This window comes from Variovorax xiamenensis (assembly GCF_050916385.1).
GTDB lineage: Bacteria > Pseudomonadota > Gammaproteobacteria > Burkholderiales > Burkholderiaceae_C > Variovorax.
The window spans coordinates 6,980,026-7,002,187 of the sequence record NZ_CP139038.1 but is presented as its reverse complement, the minus strand read 5'-3'; the positions used below and the strand labels follow the sequence as shown (position 1 = coordinate 7,002,187).

Annotated in this window: 15 protein-coding genes; 9 read left to right on the top strand and 6 right to left on the bottom strand. The window is 69.2% G+C overall.

The features are described from left to right. Nucleotides 1–15: 15 nt before the first annotated feature. Nucleotides 16–477, top strand: a complete 462-nt coding sequence (locus tag SFB74_RS32250; RefSeq protein WP_432728451.1) for a carboxymuconolactone decarboxylase family protein — start codon at nucleotides 16–18, stop codon at nucleotides 475–477. Between the two features lie 27 nt (nucleotides 478–504). On the opposite strand, the gene SFB74_RS32245 is transcribed toward SFB74_RS32250, so the two are convergent. After that, on the bottom strand, nucleotides 505–1,692 hold the full coding sequence (locus SFB74_RS32245) for a septal ring lytic transglycosylase RlpA family protein (RefSeq protein WP_432728450.1): 1,188 nt from the start codon (nucleotides 1,690–1,692) through the stop codon (nucleotides 505–507). Next, nucleotides 1,685–4,498 (bottom strand): bifunctional [glutamate--ammonia ligase]-adenylyl-L-tyrosine phosphorylase/[glutamate--ammonia-ligase] adenylyltransferase, encoded by a 2,814-nt coding sequence (gene glnE / locus SFB74_RS32240; RefSeq protein ID WP_432728449.1) that lies wholly within the window; start codon nucleotides 4,496–4,498, stop codon nucleotides 1,685–1,687. The genes SFB74_RS32245 and glnE overlap by 8 nt, the downstream gene beginning before the upstream one ends. Nucleotides 4,499–4,523: 25 nt before the next feature. Between glnE and SFB74_RS32235 the strand changes: the two genes are divergently transcribed. The 4 genes from SFB74_RS32235 (at nucleotide 4,524) to SFB74_RS32220 (ending at nucleotide 12,516) form a co-directional block, all read left to right on the top strand. Then, a complete protein-coding gene (locus SFB74_RS32235) occupies nucleotides 4,524–8,765 on the top strand; it encodes a YhdP family protein (protein ID WP_432728448.1) in 4,242 nt (1,413 codons plus the stop codon). Then, complete coding sequence (locus SFB74_RS32230; protein WP_432728447.1) at nucleotides 8,762–9,577, top strand: carbon-nitrogen hydrolase family protein; 816 nt, start codon at nucleotides 8,762–8,764, stop codon at nucleotides 9,575–9,577. Before SFB74_RS32235 ends, SFB74_RS32230 begins: the two co-directional genes overlap by 4 nt. 133 nt (nucleotides 9,578–9,710) lie before the next feature. Continuing rightward, entirely contained in the window at nucleotides 9,711–11,753 is a 2,043-nt protein-coding gene (locus tag SFB74_RS32225; RefSeq protein ID WP_432728446.1) for a two-component system sensor histidine kinase NtrB, read from the top strand. 133 nt (nucleotides 11,754–11,886) lie between these two features. Further along, on the top strand, nucleotides 11,887–12,516 hold the full coding sequence (locus SFB74_RS32220; protein WP_093195983.1) for a response regulator transcription factor: 630 nt from the start codon (nucleotides 11,887–11,889) through the stop codon (nucleotides 12,514–12,516). A 103-nt stretch (nucleotides 12,517–12,619) separates the two neighbouring features. Here the strand turns inward: SFB74_RS32220 and SFB74_RS32215 are convergent, their stop codons facing one another. The 3 genes from SFB74_RS32215 to SFB74_RS32205 all read right to left on the bottom strand — a co-directional run bounded on the left by SFB74_RS32215 (nucleotide 12,620) and on the right by SFB74_RS32205 (nucleotide 14,291). Further along, entirely contained in the window at nucleotides 12,620–13,183 is a 564-nt protein-coding gene (locus SFB74_RS32215; RefSeq protein WP_432728445.1) for an OmpA family protein, read from the bottom strand. A gap of 89 nt (nucleotides 13,184–13,272) precedes the next feature. Next, a complete protein-coding gene (locus tag SFB74_RS32210) occupies nucleotides 13,273–13,932 on the bottom strand; it encodes an OmpA family protein (protein ID WP_432728444.1) in 660 nt (219 codons plus the stop codon). Nucleotides 13,933–14,129: 197 nt separating this feature from the next. Continuing rightward, the gene (locus tag SFB74_RS32205; protein ID WP_432728443.1) at nucleotides 14,130–14,291 is read right to left on the bottom strand and encodes a hypothetical protein; all 162 of its coding nucleotides are present in this window, start codon (nucleotides 14,289–14,291) and stop codon (nucleotides 14,130–14,132) included. Here SFB74_RS32205 and mltA point away from each other — a divergent pair. Both mltA and SFB74_RS32195 read left to right on the top strand, forming a co-directional pair. Beyond that, nucleotides 14,290–15,438 (top strand): murein transglycosylase A, encoded by a 1,149-nt coding sequence (mltA, locus tag SFB74_RS32200; protein WP_432728442.1) that lies wholly within the window; start codon nucleotides 14,290–14,292, stop codon nucleotides 15,436–15,438. The genes SFB74_RS32205 and mltA overlap by 2 nt on opposite strands. 161 nt (nucleotides 15,439–15,599) lie before the next feature. Beyond that, nucleotides 15,600–17,873: a PhoX family protein gene (locus tag SFB74_RS32195; RefSeq protein ID WP_432728441.1), complete on the top strand. Its 2,274-nt coding sequence runs from the start codon at nucleotides 15,600–15,602 to the stop codon at nucleotides 17,871–17,873. 127 nt (nucleotides 17,874–18,000) lie between these two features. On the opposite strand, the gene SFB74_RS32190 is transcribed toward SFB74_RS32195, so the two are convergent. Beyond that, complete coding sequence (locus SFB74_RS32190; RefSeq protein WP_432728440.1) at nucleotides 18,001–18,477, bottom strand: Lrp/AsnC family transcriptional regulator; 477 nt, start codon at nucleotides 18,475–18,477, stop codon at nucleotides 18,001–18,003. A 105-nt stretch (nucleotides 18,478–18,582) separates the two neighbouring features. Between SFB74_RS32190 and mdeB the strand changes: the two genes are divergently transcribed. Both mdeB and SFB74_RS32180 read left to right on the top strand, forming a co-directional pair. Then, complete coding sequence (gene mdeB, locus SFB74_RS32185; RefSeq protein WP_432728439.1) at nucleotides 18,583–21,240, top strand: alpha-ketoglutarate dehydrogenase; 2,658 nt, start codon at nucleotides 18,583–18,585, stop codon at nucleotides 21,238–21,240. A 76-nt stretch (nucleotides 21,241–21,316) separates the two neighbouring features. Beyond that, nucleotides 21,317–22,093, top strand: a complete 777-nt coding sequence (locus tag SFB74_RS32180) for a FadR/GntR family transcriptional regulator (RefSeq protein ID WP_432728438.1) — start codon at nucleotides 21,317–21,319, stop codon at nucleotides 22,091–22,093. Nucleotides 22,094–22,162: the final 69 nt, after the last annotated feature.

The window sequence follows — 22,162 nt, the reverse complement described above, 5'->3', positions numbered from 1 at the left end:
CCACCGGAGAAAACCATGAACACCACCGCGCGCCTGAACTGGTTCAAGCTCGTCCCGAAGTCCTTCGAGGCCATCCTCGGCGTCAACGCCACCATCGAGTCGAGCACGCTCGGCAAGGTGCTGGTCGACTACGTCTTCGCCCGCGTCTCGCAGATCAACGGCTGCGCCTACTGCCTCGACATGCATGTGCGCGACCTGCGCAAGCAGGGCGAGGAATGGCAGCGCATCAACAGCCTGGCGACGTGGCGCGAGGTGAGCTTTTTCAACGAGCGCGAACGCGCGGCACTGGCCTGGGCCGAATCGCTCACGCGCCTGGCCGACCGCTACGACGCGCGCGAAGCCGAGTTCGCGGCGCTCAAGGCCAACTTCAGCGACCTGGAAATTGCCGAGCTGTCGGTGGCGATCGCGCAGATCAATACCTGGAACCGCCTGAACGTCGCCAGCGGCGTGCCCGTTGCGGTCAAGCCGCTGCTCTGATCGCGCGAAGCCAGCCTTGCGGGCTGCCTACCTGCGCTCCACCACCATCGGTGAGATGTGCAGGCTGTCGCGCAGCTGGGTGATCACCTCGCCGGCCGCGTTGCGCGAGGTAAAAGGCCCCGCCTGCAGCCGATGCGTTCCGGCTTCGCTGAACACGCGAAGCTGCGACGCGAGCGAAGGCAGGCCACGAGCGGCCTGGTTCAGCAGGCTCTGCGCACCGTCGCGCTCTCGGAACGCACCGAGCTGCACCCAGAAGCCCGACAACGCCGCCGAGGGCTGCGCCGCGCTGGCAGACAAGGGCGGCGGTGATGCCGGCGCAGGCGCCGCCTGCAGCGGAGCCAGGTCGTTGACCACGATGGCCTGCCGCGAAGGCGGAATGGAGGGCGGCGACTGCGCCGATTCGGGCTCCGCCCCGGCCTGCTGCGCAGAGGTCATCGGCGTCTGCGGCGCCACCGGCATCGTCGACACCTGCGAGGCGTCGTTGCCCGCCGCCGCAACGGGCGCGGTCCATTCGGCCGGCACCAGCACCTGCTGCGACTGCTGCTGCGGCACGCGCGCCGACGCCACGCGCACCGGAAGCGGAACAGCCGCAGGAGCCGGTGCGGCCGCATACGCAGTCCCCGAATCCCGTCGCCATGCACCGGTGCGGATGTCGTCGTTCGTGATCCGCTCGATCTCAACCGGCGCCACGCCGCGCAGCAGGTCGAGCTTGAGCGCGGCCGTGTAGCTCAGGTCGATGACGCGGCCATCCACGAACGGCCCGCGGTCGTTCACGCGCACGATCACCTCGCGACCGTTGGCCGGGTTGCGCACGCGCACGTAGCTCGGCAGCGGCAGCGTCTTGTGCGCGGCCGTCATGGCGTACATGTCGTAGGGCTCGCCGCTCGACGTGGAAGCCGCGTGGAACTTGCGCCCGTACCACGAGGCCAGCCCCGATTCGCGGAACGGCCGGTCGTCGGTGATCGGCGCGTAGCCGCGGCCCAGCACCGTGTACGGCTTGCTGGTGCCGCCGCTGGTGCGGATGGGTTCGATGCGCGGCTCGGCGTCGGGCACGCTGGCGAGGTCCGGCGGAATGTTGGTGCCGGGGCCGTCGCGGCCGCTGGCCACGCCGCCACCGCTACGAGGGCCGCTGGCGCAACCCGCGAGAAGAACGGCGACGGCTACCGCGCACGCCGCCAGCGCGGTGGTGGCCGGGGAGGGGGCTCCCTCAGCCAAATACCGCCTTCCACAGCGCCAGCATGGCGTCGCGCTCGGCCGTCAGTGCGGGTGGGGTGACCTGCGTCGGCTCTTCGTTGAGGCGAGCGCGGTGCTGCACGCGGCGCAGTTCGCGATACGCCCGCGCCGCGCTGCGGCCCACGCCCTCGGGCAGCAGCCCGGCCAGTTCGGCGCGCAGCAGCAGCGCGATGTTGCCCACGTTCGGAATCAGTTCCGGATGCTCGCCCGAGGACGACAGCACCAGGAACTGCACCGCGAACTCGGCATCGACCATGCCGCCGGGGCTGTGCTTCACGTCGAAGCGGTCGGCCTTCACCGGCCGCGCGCCGCGCAGCTTGTTGCGCATCGCGATGATCTCGGCCTTCAGCGACTCGCGGTCGCGCGGCGCCACCAGCACCGCCTCGCGCACCTGGTCGAAGCGCGCGCCCAGCTCGGCGCCGTGGTCTTCGCTGCCCAGCACGAAGCGCGCGCGCGTCATGGCCTGGTGCTCCCAGGTCCACGCCGTGTTGCTGCCGCGGCCGAGCTGGTATTTCTCGTAGGCCTCGAAGCTGGTGGTCAGCAGGCCCGAGTTGCCGTTGGGACGCAGGGCGGTGTCGATCTCGAACAGGTCGCCCTCGCGCGTCTTCACCGTGAGCCAGTTGATGAGCTTGCGCACATAGGCCGCGTAGACCTCGCCGGCACGCTCGTCGTCATCGTCGTAGACAAACACGATGTCGAGGTCGCTGCCGTAGCCCAGCTCCTTTCCGCCCAGCTTGCCGTAGCCGATGATCGCGAACTGCGGCACATCGCGGTGCCGGTTGCGCACGTGCGGCCAGCACCAGCGGGCGGTCACGCGCAGCGTGGCGTCGGCCAGCGCGCTGAGGTCGTCGGCCACCTGCTCGACGGTGAGGCGGCCGTCCACGTCGCGCGCCAGCGTGCGGAACACTTCGGCGTGGTGCGCGTGGCGCAGCAGGTTCAGAAGCCGCTCTTCGTCGGCCTCGCCGGTGCGGGTGAGCGATGCGTGGCGTGCGTCGAGCTCGCGCTCGAACTCGGCGGCGACGAAGCGGCCCGAGAGCATCTCGTCGCTCGCCAGTTCGTCGATCACGCCGGGGTGCTGCATCAGGTAGCGCGCGGGCCACTTGGCGGCGCCCAGCAGGCGCAGCAGGCGTTCCTGCACGGCGGGGCGCTCGACCAGCAGCGCGAGGTAGCTTTCGCGGCGCAGCAGAGGCTCGATCCAGTCGGCCCAGCGCATCGCGGCATCGACGTGGCGCGGGGTCTGGCCCGCGCCGTCGCCGTCGGGCTCCTTCAGCCACACGCCGGTGCGCTGCACCAGCTGACGCAGACGTGCGCGGGTTTCCTCGCGCAGGGCCAGCACGCGGGGCTGCTCGCACCAGTCGCGGATGCGCTCGGCGAACGCCGGCGGCAGGTCGCCGAGCAGGTCGGCCAGGTCGGCGGGCGCGGCGGCCTTCTTGCCATTGCACTTGCCGTTGCAGGGCTTCTCGCCGCCGAGCAGCTTGTCGAACTCCTGCGCGACGAACTCGCGGTGCGTGTCGAGCTGCTCGAGGAAGGGGCAGCAGCTGGGGTAGCCCATGGTCTGGGCGATCCAGCGCAGGTCGTCGTCGGACACCGGCAGCACGTGGGTCTGCTGGTCGTCGAGGTACTGGATGCGGTGCTCCACGCGGCGCAGGAACTCGTAGGCCGCGGCCAGCGCATCGGCGGTTTCCTGCGGCATGAGGCTGGCGCGCGCCAGGCGCTGCAGCGCGTCGAGCGTGGGCCGCGTGCGCAGCTCGGGGAACTGGCCCCCGCGCACCACCTGCAGCAGCTGCACGGTGAACTCGATCTCGCGGATGCCACCGCGCGAGAGCTTCACGTCGTTGGCGCGCTCGGGGCGCCCGGCACTGCGGCGCGCCGACTGCTCGCGGATCTGCCGGTGCAGCACGCGCAGCGAATCGAACACGCTGTAGTCGAGATAGCGGCGGAACACGAAGGGCAGCACCGCGCCGCGCAGCCCCTGGGCCTGGCCCGCGACCACGATGTCGCGCGGCGCGACCACGCGGCTCTTCATCCAGGCGAAGCGCTCCCACTCGCGGCCCTGCACCTGGAAATACTCCTCGAGCGCATCGAGCGAGACCACGCTGGGCCCCGAGTTGCCGTTGGGCCGCAGCGCCAGGTCGACGCGGAAGACGAAGCCGTGCTCGGTGGTGTCGCCCACCAGCGCGTAGATGCGCTTCACGGCGCGCGCGAAGTACTCCTGGTTCGCCAGCCGGCCGCGACCATCGGCGTCGCCCTTGGTCTCGCCGTCGACGTCGTAGAGGTAGATCAGGTCGATGTCGCTCGACACGTTGAGCTCGCGCGCGCCGAGCTTGCCCATGCCCACGATCCACAGCTGCGCGCGCTGGCCCTCGGGGCCGAGCGGGGCGCCGTGCGTCGCATCGAGTTCGCGGCAGGCCTCCTGGCACGCGATGTCGAGTGCCATCTCGGCCAGTTCGGTGACGGCGGTGGTCACCACGGCCAGCGGGGCCTGCTCGTCGCAATCAAGAGTTACAAGCCGCTCCATCACGAGCTGCCGCACAATCCGCAGTGCATCGCCGACGCCATCCCCACGTAGGCGCAATGCCTCGTAAGCCACCGTCATCGATTCGCGCCGCGGCGCGCCAGGGGGAAGCAATGAAAGCTCGGCCGCATACCTGCGACGCAGGCGCTGAACGAATCTCGAATAAGAAGAGAACGTCTCGTTCCGCACCGAAGAATTGGGAGAAATGGTGTCTGGCAACTGGTTCACACCGATGCTGGTTTCCGTGGAACCCCTCTGATAGCTGGCGGTCATAATTCCGGACACAGCGCGATCCTCAATGAACGACACGGCGTCTTCCCCTTCACGTCTGCTCAAAATCACCGCTGTGGCAGCGCGCTGGCTGCTGGGTCTGTTGATCGCTGCATGGCTTCTGCTGGCGCTGTCAGTCGTTGTCCTACACGCGTGGATTGTGCCGCGAATCGGCGATTTTCGTGACGCACTGGAGGCGCAGGCTAGCAAGGCCATCGGCGTGCCGGTGCGCATCGGATCGATCACCGCCCGCTCCGAAGGGCTTTTCCCGGCCTTCGAACTGCGCGACGTGGTGCTGCAGGACGCGGACAACCGCGAGGCCCTTCGCCTCGCACGCGTGGTGGCCAGCGTGTCGCCGCGATCGCTGTGGCGGCTCAACTTCGAGCAGCTCTACATCGAACGCCCGCAGCTCGACGTGCGCCGCGACTCTCAGGGAAAACTCCATGTGGCTGGTTTGCACATGGCGACCGATACGACCGGAGAAACCCGGGGCGCCGACTGGTTTTTCGCGCAGCGCGAGCTGGTCATCGAAGGCGGTACCGTGCGCTGGACCGACGAGCAGCGCCAGGCCGAGCCCCTGCTGCTGACCGACGTGCGCTTCGTCGCGCGCAACAGCGCCCGGCGCCATGGCCTGCGGCTCGACGCCACGCCGCCGGCCGGCTGGGGCGAGCGCTTCACCCTGCGCGGCCAGTTCCGCCAGCCGCTCTTGTCCATCCGCAGCGGCCACTGGCAGACCTGGGACGGCCAGCTCTACGCCGACCTGCCCTACATCGATGTGACCCGGCTCGGCCAGTACGTCTCGCTCGACGCACGCATCCGCGAAGGCAACGGCGCGCTGCGCCTGTGGGCCGACGTGGACGACGGTCAGGTCGTCGGCGGCGCGGCCGACCTGGGGCTCGACAAGGTCGACGTCTCGCTGGACAAGGGCCTGCAGCCGCTGGTGCTGCGCGCCGTCACCGGCCGCCTCTCGGGCCAGCTGACCGAGGAGACGCTCGAATTCGCCACCACCGCGCTGCAGTTCGACACCACCGACGGCCTGCGATGGCCCGGCGGCAACCTGTGGCTGCAGCACACGCCCGGCAGGGGCCGCACGCCGGAGCACGGCGCGCTGCGCGCCGACCGGCTCGACCTTGCCGCGCTCGCCCTCATCGCCGACCGGCTGCCGCTGGGCGACGCCACGCACCGCCTGCTCGGCGCGTACGCTCCGCGCGGCCTGGTCGAGCACGTCGACCTGAACTGGCAGGGCTCGCTGGGCGCGCCCACCCGCTACCAGGCCAAGGGCCGCGTCAGCGGACTGCGCATCGCCTCGCAGCCGGCCGCGGCCGATGCGGCGATGGCGCCTTTGCAGCAGGCGCCATCCGCGCCCAAGGTGACGCAGACGGCCGCGGTAGCGACAGCGGCAACAACGGCCGCCGCGGCGCCGCACAAGATCCACAGCGGCACCCCCGGCCTGAGCGGCGCCACCATCGACTTCGACGCCACCCACACCGGCGGCACCGCCACGCTCGCCATCGCGCAGGGCACGCTCGAGTTCCCGGGCGTGTTCGAAGACCCCATCATTCCCGTCGACCGGCTCTCCACGCAGCTGCAATGGAAGCTCGACAACGGCAATGGCAGCGCCCAGCTGCAGATGTCCAAGCTGAGCTTCGCCAACACCGATGCCGAGGGCGAGGCCCAGGCCAGCTGGCGCACCAGCGATCCGGCAACGTCGAGCAGCAAGTCGCGCTTTCCCGGCGTGCTCGACCTGCAGGGCAAGCTCACGCGCGCCGACGGCACGCGCGTGTTCCGCTACCTGCCGATGGACATTCCCCAGCACACGCGCGACTACGTGCGCGAGGCCGTCACCAAGGGCGTCGCGAGCAACGTCGACTTCCGCGTGCGCGGCGACCTCTACGACATGCCGTTCAAGGACCCGAAGCAGGGCGACTTCCGCATCGCCGCCAAGGTGTCGGACGTCAACTACGCCTACGCGCCGCCCGCCATCACGGGCGCCACGCCTTCGCGCAACGGCACGCCTGCGCGCGTTTGGCCGCCGCTCACCGGCCTGTCGGGCGAGCTGGTGTTCGAGCGCGACAGCATGCTGGTGCGCAACGCGCGCGGCCGCCTGGTCGGCACCACCGGCGTAGAAGTGACCAAGGGCGAGGCGCAGATTCCGGAGCTGTCGCACCACGCGCAGGTGCTGCGCGTCGACGTGCAGGCCAAGGGGCCGCTGGGCGAGGTGCTGCGCGTGGGTGCGCCGCTGGCCGGCACCGAGCCGGGCGGCGTGGGAGAGATCATGCTGGCCGCGCGCGCCACCGGCTCGGCCGACTACAAGCTGCACCTCGAGCTGCCGCTGGAGGCCATGGACAACGCCAAGGTGCAGGCCAGCGTGGCGCTGGCCGACAACGAGCTGCAGGTGGTGCCCGAGGCGCCGTCGTTCACTCAGACGAAGGGCACCGTCAACTTCACCGAAACCGGCTTCTCGCTGGCCGGCGTGCAGGCGAAGCTGCTGGGCGGCGACGTCCGCCTGGAAGGCCGCGGCCGCTTCAGCGGCCCCAACCGCGAGGTGGCCCTGAAGGCCCAAGGCACGGCCACCGCCGACGGCCTGCGCGGCGCGCGCGAGGTCGACTGGCTCGCGCGCCTCGCCAAGAAGGCGACCGGCAGCACGCCCTTCGCCGCCGCCTTCTCGGTGCGCGACGGCGCGACCGAGTTCTCGCTCACCAGCAGCCTGCAGGGGCTCGCGCTGCAGCTGCCGCCGCCGCTCGTGAAGACGGCCGAGGAGCAGATGCCGCTGCGCATCGAGAAGAAGGTGCTCGCGCGCGAAACCAGCAAGCAGGGCGTGACGGCGGCCACCCAGGACCAGCTCTCGCTCGACCTCGGCCGCGTCGGCGCCGTGCAGTACGTGCGCGACTTGCTGCCCGGCGGCGAGGCGCGCGTGCTGCGCGGCAGCATCGGCGTGGGCCTCGCCCAGGGTGAAACCGCCAGCCTGCCCGACAAGGGTGTGTTCGCGAACGTCAACGTCGCCAAGCTCGACATGGCCGCCTGGCAGGCGCTGCTCGGCGAGGCCACGGGCACGGCCGGCGCGGAGGCCCCCGAGCGCCCCGACGATCCGTCGATGGCCTACCTGCCCACACGCATCGCGGTGCGCGCGCAGCAACTCGGCATTGCGGGCCGCACGCTGCACAACGTGGTGCTCGGCGGCACGCGCGAAGGCAGCGTCTGGCGCGCCAACATCGACGCCACCGAGCTCAGCGGCTACGCCGAATACCGCCACGCGCAGGCCGGACGCCTCTATGCGCGGCTCGCGCGGCTGAAGATCGCGCCCTCCGAGGCCACGCAGGTCGAGACCCTGCTCGACGAGCAGCCCGGCACCCTGCCGGCGCTGGACATCGTGATCGACGACTTCGAGCTGCTCGGCAAGCGCCTCGGCCGGGCCGAGATCGATGCGGTCAACCGCGGCGGGGCGGGCCGCGAATGGCTGCTCAACAAGCTGACGTTCACCATGCCCGAGGCCAGCTTCGCGGCCAAGGGCACCTGGGCTGCGGTGCCCGGCGCGGCGGCCGGCCAGCGCCGCACCGCCATGACCTTCAGGCTCGACATCGCTGACGCCGGCGAGCTGCTCACGCGCTTCGGCATGCCCGGCGTGCTGCGGCGCGGGCGCGGCAGGATGGAGGGCGACGTCAACTGGCGCGGCTCGCCTTTCTCGCTCGACTACCCGAGCCTGGGCGGCCAGCTGCAGGTCGACGTGGAGCAGGGCCAGTTTCTCAAGGCCGACCCGGGGCTGGCCAAGCTGCTCGGCGTGCTGAGCCTGCAGGCGCTGCCGCGCCGGCTCACGCTCGACTTCCGCGACGTGTTCAGCGAGGGTTTCGCCTTCGACTTCATCCGCGGCGACGCGAAGATCAACAAGGGCATCGCCAGCACCAACAACCTGCAGATGAAGGGCGTCAACGCCGCCGCGCTGATGGACGGCTCGGCCGACATCGTGCGCGAGACGCAGAACCTGCGCGTGGTGGTCGTGCCCGAGATCAACGCCGGCACCGCGGCGCTGGTGGCCACCGCCATCAACCCGGCCATCGGCCTGGGCACATTCCTCGCGCAATGGGTGCTGAGCAAGCCGCTGGCGGCGGCGGCCACGCAGGAGTTCCACGTCGAGGGCACCTGGACCGACCCCAAAATAGCGAAGGTGCCGCGCACGCTGCAGCTGCTGCCGCAGAGCATTCCCGGCGTGCCGGGGCTGCCGCCCGCCTCGCAGACCGCGGACGACGGCAAGAAATCGGAGACCAAGCAATGAAAGTCGCAGCCATCCAGATGGTGTCGGCCATCGCCCGCGAAGCCAATCTCGCGCGCGCCCACGACCTGCTCGCGCAAGCCGCCGCGGCGGGCGCCGAGCTCGCGGTGCTGCCCGAGTATTTCTGCATGATGGGCGCGCGCGACACCGACAAGCTGGGCCTGCGCGAGACCGCCGGCGCCGGCACGGTGCAGGGCTTCCTGGCCGACGCGGCGCGCGAGTTCGGGCTGTGGATCGTCGGCGGCACGCTGCCCATCGAGAGCACCGACGCCGAGCACGTGTTCAACAGCTCGCTGGCCTTCTCGCCCGACGGCCGCTGCGTGGCGCGCTACGACAAGATCCATCTCTTCTTCTTCGACAACGGCACCGAGCGCTACGACGAGCGCCGCGTCATCGCGCCCGGCGCGAAGCCGGTGGTGTTCGATCTGCCCTCGCGCGACGGCCACCGCTGGCGCATTGGCATGAGCGTGTGCTACGACCTGCGCTTTCCCGAGCTGTACCGCGCGCTCGCCAAACAGGGCGCCGACCTGCTGCTGGTGCCCAGCGCCTTCACGCGCACCACCGGCGCCGCGCACTGGGAGGTGCTGCTGCGCGCCCGCGCCATCGAGAACCTGGCCTGGGTGGTCGCGCCCGCGCAGGGCGGCACCCACGAGAACGGCCGCCAGACCTGGGGCCAGTCGCTGGTCGTCGACCCGTGGGGCACGGTGGTGGCGCAGCAGGCCACCGAAGAGGGCGTGGTGCTGTTCGACATCGACGCGGCAAAGGTGCAGAGCACGCGCACGCAGTTGCCCGTGCTCTCGCACAGCGTTATTTAGATGACCCCCAGGCTTGCCCACTTCGTGTGGCCGCCAACCCCCTTCCAGGGGGCAACACCGGCGGCCCGGCAAAGCCGGTTCCGCGGTGTTCCTGGAATAAGCCCCGTACCTCGCGTGCGGCGGTGTTACCGGCATGTCTGATGCACTGCTGACCGTCGCACCACAGCGGTGGGCGCTGCTGGCGTACGGCCGGCTGCGCTCGCTGTGGCAGCGCTGGTTTCTGTGGCTGCTGCTGGCGGTGCTGGTGTCTGTGCTGCTGGTCACGGTGGTGTGGCTCGCGGGCCGGCACGAGGTCGAGCAGGTGCAGGCCGCGCTCGACCGCGACACCGCCGACGCGGTCTCCGACCTGCGCAGCGGCTTCCAGCGAAACGCGCAGAGCCTGCGCGCCACGCAGGCGCCGGGCGCCGATGCCGCGAAGTGGTCGGAGACCGCGTCGGCGCTGCTGCGCGAGCACCGCGAATGGCTGCGGCTCGAGTGGCGCGACGCCGCGCTGCGTCCGCTGCAGGCCGTCAACACGCCCTATCGCATGCGCGTGCTCGACGAGGACACGCGCGGCCCCGAGCAGTCCGACGTGACGCTGGCCTGCGCCGCCGCGCGCAAGCTGGGCGCTTCGGCTTATTCGCCGAGCCACTACGTGCCCATCGCGGGCGGCGGCGGCATCGAGGTGATGGAGCTGTGCGTGCCCATCGATGCCGGCGGATATCTCGTGGCGAGCTATTCGCTGCGCGACGCGCTGATCGAACTCGTCGGCCCCACGCTTACGCGCGGCCAGGAGGTGGCGTTCACCGAGGCCGACGGCACGCGGCTGGTGGCGCTGGGCAGCTCGCGGCGCACCGGCACGCGGGTGTTCACCTCGCAGCAGCTCATCGACCTGCCGGGCACCGCGCTGATGCTGCGCGTGGACGGCTGGCGCGCCGCGCCCGACCTGTTCCCGAACATGCTCACGGCGCTGGTCACGGCGATTTCCATCGCGCTGGTGTCGGTGCTGGTGCTGCTCGCGCGCGACACGCGCCGGCGCCTGCGCGCCGAGCGCGACCTGGCCGACGCGCTCGCCTTCCGCAAGGCGATGGAAGACTCGGTCATCACCGGCCTGCGCGCGCGCGACCTGCAGGGCCGCATCACCTACGTGAACCCGGCCTTCTGCGAGATGGTGGGCTTCAGCCCCGAGGAGCTCATGGCGGACAACGCCGAGGCCCCTTACTGGCCCACCGAGCTGGCGCACGAATACCAGCAGCGGCAGGCGCGCAGGCTCGCGGGCGGCATGCCGCCGCGCGAGGGCTTCGAATCGGTCTTCATGCGCAAGGACGGCACGCGCTTTCCGGTGCTGATCTTCGAAGCGCCGCTGATCAATGCGCACAAGGTGCAGACCGGCTGGATGAGCGCGTTCATCGACGTGAGCGAGCAGCGCCGCATCGAGGAACTCTCGCGCGCCAGCCAGGAACGCCTGCAGGCCAGCGCGCGGCTGGCCACCGTGGGCGAGATGGCTTCGCTCTTGAGCCACGAGCTCACCCAGCCGCTGGCCGCCATCGCCAGCTACGCGAGCGGCTCGCTCAACCTGCTGGGGCCCGAGGCCAAGGGCGACCAGGGCGAGGTGGCGATGGCCGTGAAGCGCATCGCCGAGCAGGCCGACCGTGCGGGGCAGGTGATCCGCAGCGTGCACGACTTCGTGCGCCGGCGCGACCGCACGCGCGAGGCGGTGGCGCCGCAGGCGCTGATCGACGCGGTGCTGCCGCTCGTGAGGCTGCAGGCGCGCAAGCTGGGCGTGATCATCGAGGTGGTGCTGGAAGACCGCCTGCCTGCGGCCATGTGCGATCGCACGCTGGTCGAGCAGGTGCTGCTGAACCTCGCGCGCAACGCGATGCAGGCCATGGACAGCCCCGACAATGTCGGCAGCCGCGTGCTGCGGCTGCGCGTGGCGCGCGCCACGGCGGTGGGCGGTGCGGTGCAGGAAGACGGCCGGCGCTGGCTCGAGTTCTCGGTGGCCGATCTCGGCAGCGGCATCGGCGCGGATGTGGCCGAGCGGCTCTTCACGCCTTTCTTCACCACGCGCGCCGACGGCATGGGGCTCGGCCTGAGCCTGTGCCGCACCGTGGTCGAGCAGCACGGCGGGGCGCTCGTGTACGAGCCCAACAAGCCGCGCGGCACGGTCTTCAGGTTCACGCTACCAAGTACATGATTCACCCCCAGGCTTCGCGCACTTCGTGTCGCTGCGCCAACCCCCTCGCCGGGGGCGACACCTGCGGCCCGGCAAAGCCGGCTCCGCGGTGTCCCCCGAAAGGGAATGCGCTTGTTTTTGGAATTCAATTGATATGCAACCGCTGATCGACGGCTTGATCTTCATCGTGGACGACGACGCCAGCGTGCGCGAGGCGCTGGCCTGGCTGCTGCGTTCGCGTCGCCTGGCCAGCGAGCACTTCGCGAGCGCGGAGGCGTTCGAGCAGTTCCTCGACCAAGGGCCACTGCCGCAGCAGCCGCTGTGCCTGCTGCTCGATGTGCGCATGCCCGGCACCAGCGGGCTGGTGCTGTTCGACCGCATCGTCGAGCGCGGCCTGCTGCCGGCGATGCCGGTGATCTTCCTCACGGGCCATGCCGACGTGCCGACGGCCGTCGACGCGGTCAAGCGCGGCGCTTTCGATTTCTGCGAGAAGCCGTTCTCGGACAACGCGCTGGTCGACCGCATCGAGCATGCGTTGAACGCGTCGCTGCAGGCGCTGGAAGTGCAGCGCGCGCGCCGGGGCCTGGCCGAGCGCATCGGCGAGCTGACCGAGCGCGAGCGCGACGTGATGCGGCTGGTGATCGAAGGCCTGCCCAACAAGCTCATCGCCGACCAGCTCGCGATCAGCGTGCGCACGGTGGAAGTCCACCGCGCGCGCGTGTTCGACAAGATGGAAGTGAAGTCGGCGGTGGAACTGGCCAACCGCCTGAGAGAACTGGGCTAACCCCCAGGCTTGCCCACTTCGTGTGGCCGCCAACCCCCTTGCAGGGGGCAATACCAGCGGCCCGGCAAAGCCGGTTCCGCGGTATTTCTGGAAGGGGCCAGGATCAGGCCTTTTCCGCGACGAAGATTTCGACGCGGCGGTTCTGGGCGCGGCCGGCGGCCGTGTTGTTGTCCGCCAGCGGCTCGCGCGAGCCGCGGCCGTCGGTGGTGATGACCGTGGTCGAGATGCCGCGGCTCACGAGGTGGTTGCGCACGCTGTCGGCGCGGCTCACCGACAGGCGCTCGTTGCCTTCCTCGCTGCCGGTGCTGTCGGTGTGGCCGACCACGCGCACGCTGGCGGAGGTGGCGCTCTTCAGGCCTTCGGCGACCTTGTCGAGCACCTGCGCGAGGTTGCGCTTGACGTTGGCGCGGCCGGTGTCGAACGACAGCTCGTTCGGGATCACCAGGTGAAGCTGGTTGTCGGCGGTCTGCTCGATCACCACGCCCGTGCCCTTGGTCGAGGTCTCGAGGTCGGTCTTCAGGGCGGCCAGGCGGGCTGTCCAGCTGTTGGCCGGTGCGGCCGGTGCAGCTGCGGGCGCGGGGGCCGGCGGCGGCGCCGACTGCGATGCGCAGCCCGCGATGAACAGCAACGCGGCGGCCGCCGCGCCAGAAACAACAAACTTCCTCATGAGATTCCCTCTTAATGGACCAATGGAACGGTAATGGCGGGAACCGGCCTTTCAACGCGGCCGGTTTCCCTTCGTGTGCCGGAGATCGCTCAGCCTTGCGGCGCGCGCTCGCCCACGTAGATTTCGACGCGGCGGTTCTGCGCCCGGCCCGCGTCGCTGTTGTTGTCCGCGACAGGCTCGCGCGAACCGCGGCCTTCGATGCGGAAGGCCGCCGCGTTCACGCCGCGCGCCACGAGGTAGTCGCGGGTGCTGGTGGCGCGTTCGACCGACAGCGGGTTGTTGATGGCGTCCGAGCCGGTGCTGTCGGTGTGGCCGATGATGCGCACCTCGGCGTTCGGGTTGTTGCGCAGGCCGCTGGCGAACTGGTCGAGCACCGGCGCGAAGTTGGGCTTGATGTTGGCGCGGCCCACGTCGAAGGACACGTCGCTCGGGATCTGCAGCTTCAGCTCGTTGTTGGGCGTCTGCGTGACGGCCACGCCGGTGCCCTGCGTGGCGGCTTCCATCTGGCGCTTCTGGTTCTCCATGCGCTGCGACCACAGGTAGCCGCCGAGCGCGCCGGCCGCCGCGCCCAGCACGGCACCCGTGCCGATGGCGCCGCGGTTGCCGCCGGTGGCAGAGCCGATCGCGGCACCGCCGAGCGCGCCGATGCCGGCGCCGATGCCGGTGTTGCGCTGCGTGTCGGTCATGCCGCCCGCGCAGCCGGACAGGACGAGCGCGGCGGCGGTGGTGGCGAGTACGAACTTTTTCATGGCGATCCCTTTCAAGGTTGAATCAGGCGGGCCACAGCTTAGCCTTCGGGGAATGCGTGATGGTACGGGCTCAAAGCCCTACGGAAAATAAGAAAAGTTTCGTCTTCGCGCATGAATGCTGCGATGATTGCTACCAAAGTAATAGCAATTGGGTGGTTGTCCGACACCGCCGCGCGGCAGGGGACTGCACAAGCAGTTCACGCTTTGGGCGGCTGGTTCCGATCGGTGGCGTCGCGGCCTTCCTCGGTCTCGTCGTCATCGTGCAATTCACCCTTTTTGCGGCCGGAGAACATGGTCCACCAGATGATCAGGATGAACACGAGTCCCGCGGCGAGGGCTTCAAGCAGAATCAAACCCATGAGAAATGGACTCCAGTGGCTGGTCGGGCTTGTGATCGTAGCAACGCTCGCCGCCTGTTCCACCGGCCCGCGCACGCCCGAGGCCCCCATCCGCCCCCCCGCTACCCAGCCGCGCGACCTCGGTCCGCTCACAGGTTCTCTCGCGCATCCCAAGAGCCGGTGGGTGCCTGTCGGCTGGAGCGAACTGCCCGGCTTCGGCGAAGACCCGCTGCACGAGGCGTGGATCGCGCTGCTGGCGAACTGCTCGCGCCCCAATGCCGCCTTCGCGCCGCTGTGCCGCGACGTGCGCCAGCTCGCCATCGCGACACCCGAAGAGCAGCGCCAGTGGATGACCGAGCGGCTGCAGCCTTACCGCGTCGAGGCGCTCAACGGCCAGACCGAAGGCAAGCTCACGAGCTACTACGAGCCGGTGTACGAAGCCTCGCGCGTGCCCACCGCCACCTTCAACGTGCCGATCTACCAGGCGCCCGATGGCCTTGTGCCGCGCCGCCCCTGGTACACGCGCCAGGAAATCGAGACCCTGCCCGAGGCGCAGGCCGCCTTGCGTGGCCGAGAGATCGCATGGATGGCCGACCCGATCGACGCGCTGATGCTGCACATCCAGGGCTCCGGGCGCCTGCGCATCACCGAGGCCAACGGCTGGCAGCACACCGTGCGCATGGCCTTCTCGGCCACCAACGAGCAGCCCTACCGCAGCGTGCAGCAGTGGCTGATGAGCCAGGGCGTGACCAAGGTCGGCAAGTGGCCTGACGACACCAAGGCCTGGGCCGCGCAGAACCCGCAGCGCGTGACGCAGCTGATGTGGAGCAACCCGCGCTACGTGTTCTTCCGCGAGGAAACGATGAGCGAGGTCGATGCCGCCTTCGGCCCGCGCGGCGCGCAGGGCGTGCCGCTCACGGCCGGCCGCTCCATCGCGGTCGACCGCGAGAGCATTCCCTACGGCACGCCGGTGTGGCTCGCATCCAGCGGACCGGCGGCGCAATTGCAGAAGCTGGTGGTGGCGCAGGACACCGGCAGCGCCATCCTCGGTGCCGTGCGCGCCGATTACTTCGCGGGCACCGGCGCCGATGCGGGCCGCTTCGCGGCGAGCATGAACCAGCCGTTGCGGCTGTGGGCGCTGTGGCCGCGGCAGCTGCCCGCGCCATGAACAAACGGGGTGCGCAGATCAGGAAAAGGCTTCGATGAAGGGTTTCTGAAAAGCCCTGACTTAACCTGACGGGAAGCTGATCAATTCACGGAGTCGTCATACGAAGTGCCTAACTTCGCGGGCTGGTTTTCCTTTCCAACCCACGAAGAAAGACATTGCGCATGACCGCAAACACCCGCACCGACGATCGTCCGGTCGAAATCGAAGACATCGGCACCAACCCCACTTCGAATCCCTCGTTCAACGACCTGATCGCCTCGCGCCTGAGCCGTCGCCACCTGTTCGGCCTGGGCGTCGGCACCGCCGGTACCGCACTGCTCCAGGCATGCGGCGGCGGTGGCGGCGGCGGCACCGCCTTCCCCGTCCTGCCCCCGGCACCGGCTCCTGCCCCGGCGCCTGCTCCGACTCCCGCACCCAGCCCCGCTCCGATGAAGCTCGGCTTCAATGCCGTGGCCAAGAGCCTTGCCGACGTCGTGACCGTGCCGGCCGGCTATACCGCCAGCGTGCTGTACCGCCTGGGCGACCCGATCGCTTCGGGTGTCGCCGCTTACAAGAATGACGGCACCGACGACGCCACTACCTACGATCGCCGTGCAGGCGATCACCACGACGGCATGACCTACTTCGGCATGAACGCGTCGAACAAGTGGGACGCCGTCGGTGCATCGCGCGGCCTGCTGGTGATGAACCACGAAGCCATCACGCCGCTGTTCCTGCATCCCGCCGGCCAGACCATCAGCGGTACCGGCACCGCCGCCGCGCGCACCGTCGCCAACGAAGTGCTTCGCGAGTTCTACCTGCACGGCGTGAGCGTGATCGAGGTCAACAAGAGCGGCAGCACCTGGAGCTACAAGCAGGACTCGAACCTCAACCGCCGTGTCCACACGCTCACTGAGATGACCTTCTCGGGCCCGGCCGCCAAGACCGACTACCTGAAGACCAAGTACTCGACCGACGGCAGCAAGACCCGTGGCACGCTCAACAACTGCGCGAACGGCACCACGCCTTGGGGCACGTACCTGACCTGCGAAGAGAACTGGGCCGGCTATTTCCGTCGTATCACGGGCACTGACGATGCCAACCGCACTCCCAAGGAACTGGCTTCCTTCAAGCGATACGGCATCGGCGGGAAGGACGGTAGTGGCAACGAGACCGGCACCGGCCGTGAACTCTGGGCCACTGTTGCCGGAGGCGACGACATCCACGCCCGCTGGAACACCGAAGTCCTTGGCGCGACTTCCGCTGACGACTATCGCAACGGTTCCAACACCTACGGCTGGGTGGTCGAGATCGATCCGTTCACCCCCTCGAGCACGCCCAAGAAGCGTACCGCGCTTGGCCGCTTCGGCCACGAAGGCGCCTGCCTGGGCCCGGTCGTGGTCGGCAAGCCGCTGGTCTGGTACATGGGCGACGACTCGCGCAACGAGTACATCTACAAGTTCGTGTCGACCAAGAACTGGGACGCCGCCGACATCGGTGGTGGCATGGCCGCCGGCGACAAGTACATGGACGACGGCAAGCTCTACGTCGCCAAGTTCAAGGCCGATGGCACGGGCGACTGGCTCGAGCTCAAGTTCGGCGTGAACGGCATTACCGCAAGCAACGCGGACTACGCTTTCGCCGATTCAGCTGACGTCGCCATCAACACGCGCCTTGCCGCTGATGTGGTCAAGGCGACGAAGATGGACCGCCCCGAATGGACGGCCGTCAATCCGAAGACCGGCGAGGTCTATGTCACTCTGACCAACACCAATTCGAGTTCGCGAGCGATCGGCCAGACCGATGGTGCCAATCCGCGCTTCTACGACGACAAGACGACAGCGGGCAAGTCGCAGAAGGGCAATCCCAATGGCCATATCGTTCGCTTCGCGGACGCTGGTGGCGACCCCGCTGCAGTCACCTTCAAATGGGACGTGTACCTCTTCGGCGCGCGTTCCACCGCCTCGGCTGACGTCAACGTCTCGCAGCTCACCGCCGACAACGATTTCTCCAGCCCTGACGGCATGTGGTTCAGTCAGGCAGCTCCCGGCCTCCTTTGGCTGGAGACCGACGACGGCGCGTATACCGATGTGACCAACTGCATGCTGCTCGCCGCCCTGCCGGGCAAGGTGGGCGACGGTGGCGCGAAGACCATCACCAACGTCGACGGCTCCACCACTGCCACGCAAGCCACCTTCGTCGGCAAGGCTCCGGGCACCGATGGTCTGCGCCGATTCCTGGTTGGTCCGATCGATTGCGAAATCACCGGTATCGCCGAATCGGGCGACGGCCGCGCGCTGTTTGTGAACATTCAGCACCCGGGCGAGAACACGGTCAAGACCAATATCTCTGACCCGACGAAGTTCCTCAGCCACTGGCCCGAAGGCGGCAACGCCCGCCCGCGCTCGGCGACCATCGTCATCACGAAGAACGACGGCGGCCTGATCGGCCTCTGATCGGCTTCGACTCCTCCAGCAGCCCTTTCGGGAGACACCGCGGAACCGGCTTCGCCGGGCCGCAGGTGTCGCCCCCGGCGAGGGGGTTGGCGCAGCGACACGAAGTGCGCGAAGCCTGGGGGGAGTGCTATTGCCCTGGCGCTGCCGGCAACGGCAGCGCCGTTTTGTATCTCACCTGCTTGAGCGCAAAGCTCGAGCGGATCTTCTCGATCCCCGGGATCGGCGTGAGCTGCTCCAGGATGAATTTCTCCAGCGCCGCCATGTCCGCCACCGCGATGCGGATCAGGTAGTCGCTGTCGCCCGTCATCAGGTAGCACTCCATCACCTCGTCGTGCTCGGCGATGCGCTGCTCGAAGTCGGCGAGCGACTGCTTGCTCTGCGTCGTGAGGCTGATCGATATGAACACGTTGAGGCCCAGGCCCAGCGCCTTGGCGCTTGCGAGCGCGACATAACGGTCGATCACGCCATTCGCCTCGAGCACCTTCACGCGCGACAGGCAGGGCGAAGGCGAGAGGTGCACGCGCCGCGCGAGCTCCACGTTCGACAGCGCGCCGTCGCGTTGCAGCTCGTCCAGAATGCGCAGATCGATCGCGTCCAGTTGCATGAAATGCCGCTCAATTTGAATTTGACGGAATTTTATGCTGCGACGCGAACGAGGACATAAGCTCGCCGGTAGCTAATTCTCCCCATTGCGGCCTAAAGTGCCGATATGAACGCCCCGATTTCGCCCGACCAGATGCGCGCCCTGCTGCTGGATGAAACGCAGCTCTCGCACGACCCCGACCCCGCCGAGACCGCCGAATGGCGCGATGCCTTCGTGGCGATGGCGCAGACGCAGGGGCCGCAGCGCGCGCGGCAGATGCTGGTCGAGCTGGCGCGTCTCGCGCGGCAGCAGCGCATCGGCTGGCAGCCCGAACTCGCCACGCCGTACGTCAACACCATCGCGGTGGAAGACCAGCCGCCGTTCCCGGGCGACCTCGCCATCGAGGAAAAGCTCGCCTCGCTGATGCGCTGGAACGCGCTCGCGATGGTGGCCAAGGCCAACCAGGCGTACGGCGAACTCGGCGGCCACATCGCCAGCTACGCCAGCGCGGCCGACCTGTTCGAGACCGGCTTCAACCATTTCTTCCACGCGCGCAGCGAGCACCATCGCGGCGACCTCGTGTTCTTCCAGCCGCACAGCGCGCCGGGCGTCTACGCCCGCGCGTACCTCGAAGGCCGCCTGAGCGAGGAAGACCTGAAGCACTACCGCCAGGAACTCACCGCCCCCGCGTTCGTCGACGGCAGCGGCGCGCGCGGCCTGTGCAGCTATCCGCATCCGTACCTGATGCCGGACTTCTGGCAGTTCCCGACCGGCTCGATGGGCATCGGCCCCATCAGCTCGATCTACCACGCGCGCTTCATGCGCTACCTCACGCACCGCAACCTGCTGAACTGCGAAGGCCGCAAGGTGTGGGGCGTGTTCGGCGACGGCGAGATGGACGAGCCCGAGTCGATGAGCGCCTTGACGCTCGCCGCGCGCGAAAAACTCGACAACCTCGTGTGGGTGGTCAACTGCAATCTGCAGCGCCTGGACGGCCCGGTGCGCGGCAACGGCCGCATCATCGACGAGCTCGAAAAGCTCTTCGCCGGCGCGGGCTGGAACGTCATCAAGCTCGTGTGGGGCAGCGACTGGGACGGCCTCTTCGCGCAGGACCTGAGCGGCGCGCTGGCCCGCGTGTTCGCCAACACCGTCGACGGCCAGATGCAGACCTTCGCGGCCAAGGACGGCCGCTTCAACCGCGACAACTTCTTCGGACAGAACCCCGAGCTCGCGCGCCTGGCCGAAGGCATGACCGACGAGCAGATCGACCGCCTGAAACGCGGCGGCCACGACCTCGTGAAGATCCACGCCGCCTACGCGGCCGCCGCGGCGCACCGGGGCCAGCCCACCGTGATCCTCGCCCACACCAAGAAGGGCTACGGCATGGGCAGCGCCGCGCAGGGCAAGATGACCACGCACTCGCACAAGAAGATGGGCGACGTGGACCTCATCGAATTCCGCGACCGCTTCAACCTGCCGCTGACCGACGCGCAGGCCACCGCGATGGACTTCTATCGCCCCGCCGAAGACAGCGCCGAGATGCGCTACCTGCGCCAGCACCGCGAGGCGCTCGGCGGTGCCATGCCGCGCCGCGAGACCGCCTGCGAGGTGGTGGCCAAACCCGACATCGCGAGCTACGCGCAGTTCGCGACCGTCGCGGGCGGCAAGGAGATGAGCACCACCATGGCCTTCGTGCGCATGCTGGGCAACCTCATGAAGGACAAGGCCCTGGGCCCGCGCATCGTGCCCATCGTGGCCGACGAGGCGCGCACCTTCGGCATGGCCAACCTCTTCAAGCAGGTCGGCATCTATTCGAGCGTGGGCCAGCGCTATGCGCCGGAGGACATCGGCTCGGTGCTGAGCTATCGCGAAGCCACCGACGGGCAGATCCTGGAAGAGGGCATCAGCGAGGCCGGCGCCATCGCGAGCTGGACGGCCGCGGCCACCAGCTACAGCGTGCACGGGCTGGCGATGCTGCCCTTCTACATCTACTACTCGATGTTCGGCTTCCAGCGCGTGGGCGACGCCATCTGGGCCGCGGCCGACCAGCGCGCGCGCGGCTTCCTGCTGGGCGCCACCTCGGGGCGCACCACGCTCGGCGGCGAAGGCCTGCAGCACCAGGACGGCAGCAGTCACCTCGTGGCAGCGACCATTCCCAACTGCAAGGCCTACGACCCGGCCTTCGCGGGCGAGATGGCTGTGATCGTCGACGCGGGCATCCGCGAGATGATGGTCGAGCAGCAGGACGTGTTCTATTACGTCACGCTCATGAACGAGAACTACGCGCAGCCCGACGTGCCGGCCGGCGCGGAGGGCGACATCCTGCGCGGATGCTATCGCTTCGGCACTTACGCTCCCGCATCGGGCGGCAAGGCAAAGAAGAAGGTCACGCTGATGGGCTCTGGCGCGATCCTCACCGAGGTCGTCAAGGCCGCACAGCTGCTGGCCGACGAAGGCATCGAGGCCGAGGTGTTCAGCGTCACGAGCTGGAGCGAGCTCGCGCGCGACGGGCTGGCCTGCGAGCAGCGCGCGCTGGCGGGTGAAGAAGCCGGTACCGCGTTCATCGCGCAGCAGCTTGGCAAAGGCAAGACGCCGATCATCGCCGCCACCGACTACGTGCGCGCCGTGCCCGAGAGCGTGCGCGCCTTCCTGCCAGAGGGCCGCCGCTACATCACGCTCGGCACCGACGGCTTCGGCCGCAGCGACACGCGCGCCGCGCTGCGCGGCTTCTTCGGCGTCGATGCGCAGAGCATCGCGAATGCCGCGCGCCACGCACTGGGCTGAGCCGACCTGAGCTTCGTGCGGCCGCGAAAGTGGCGGACCCTGCGTTAGAGTCGCAGGCCCCACCACCTTCGCGCCCATGACCGCCCGCTTCCAATCCCTCGCCCCCGCCGTCCGCTTGGCCGACCAGGTCGCCGATGCGCTCGCGGCCGAGGTGCGCAGCGGGCGCCTGTCCGAAGGCGACCGGCTGCCCACCGAGACCGCGCTGGCCGAGCAGTTCGGCGTGAGCCGCACCGTGGTGCGCGAGGCGGTGTCGCGGCTCAAGTCGCTGGGGCTGCTCGATTCGCGCCAGGGCAGCGGCGTGTATGTACGCGCCGCCGCTGTCGAGCCGCTGCGCTTCGAGATGCCGCACGTGGCCTCGCGCGAGGCCGTGATCCAGATGGTCGAGTTGCGTCGCGCACTCGAGGCCGAGGTGGCCGCGCTGGCCGCCGAGCGCCGCACGGAAGAGGAGATGAAGCGCATCCGCGACGCCATCGCCGCATTGCACGCGGCGGTCGAGGCCGGCGGCAACGGCGCAGACGAGGACGTGCTCTTCCACCGCGCCATCGCCGAGGCGGCGCGCAACCCGTTCCTCATCGGCACGCTGCAGTACCTGCGGCAGTTCCTGCACGGCGCCACCCGCGTCACGCGCGCCAACGAAGCGCGCCGCGCCGACTTCGCGCGCGAGGTGGCGCAGGAGCATGCGCGCATCGTCGAGGCCATCGAGGCCGGCGATCCGCTGCGTGCGCGGGAAGCAGCCAAGAACCACATGGACAACGCGATCCGCCGCATCGAGCTGGCCGATCCGGTGTTCTGGCAACAGGAAGGCGAGCAGCTCGCCCGTCCGCTGGTCGAAGGCTGGCCCGTCGGCGGCTGAGCCGACACACAAAGACACCAGAAAGTCGCCGGAAGACGCTTTTTCCGAGGGTTTACCCGGGTCGGTCAG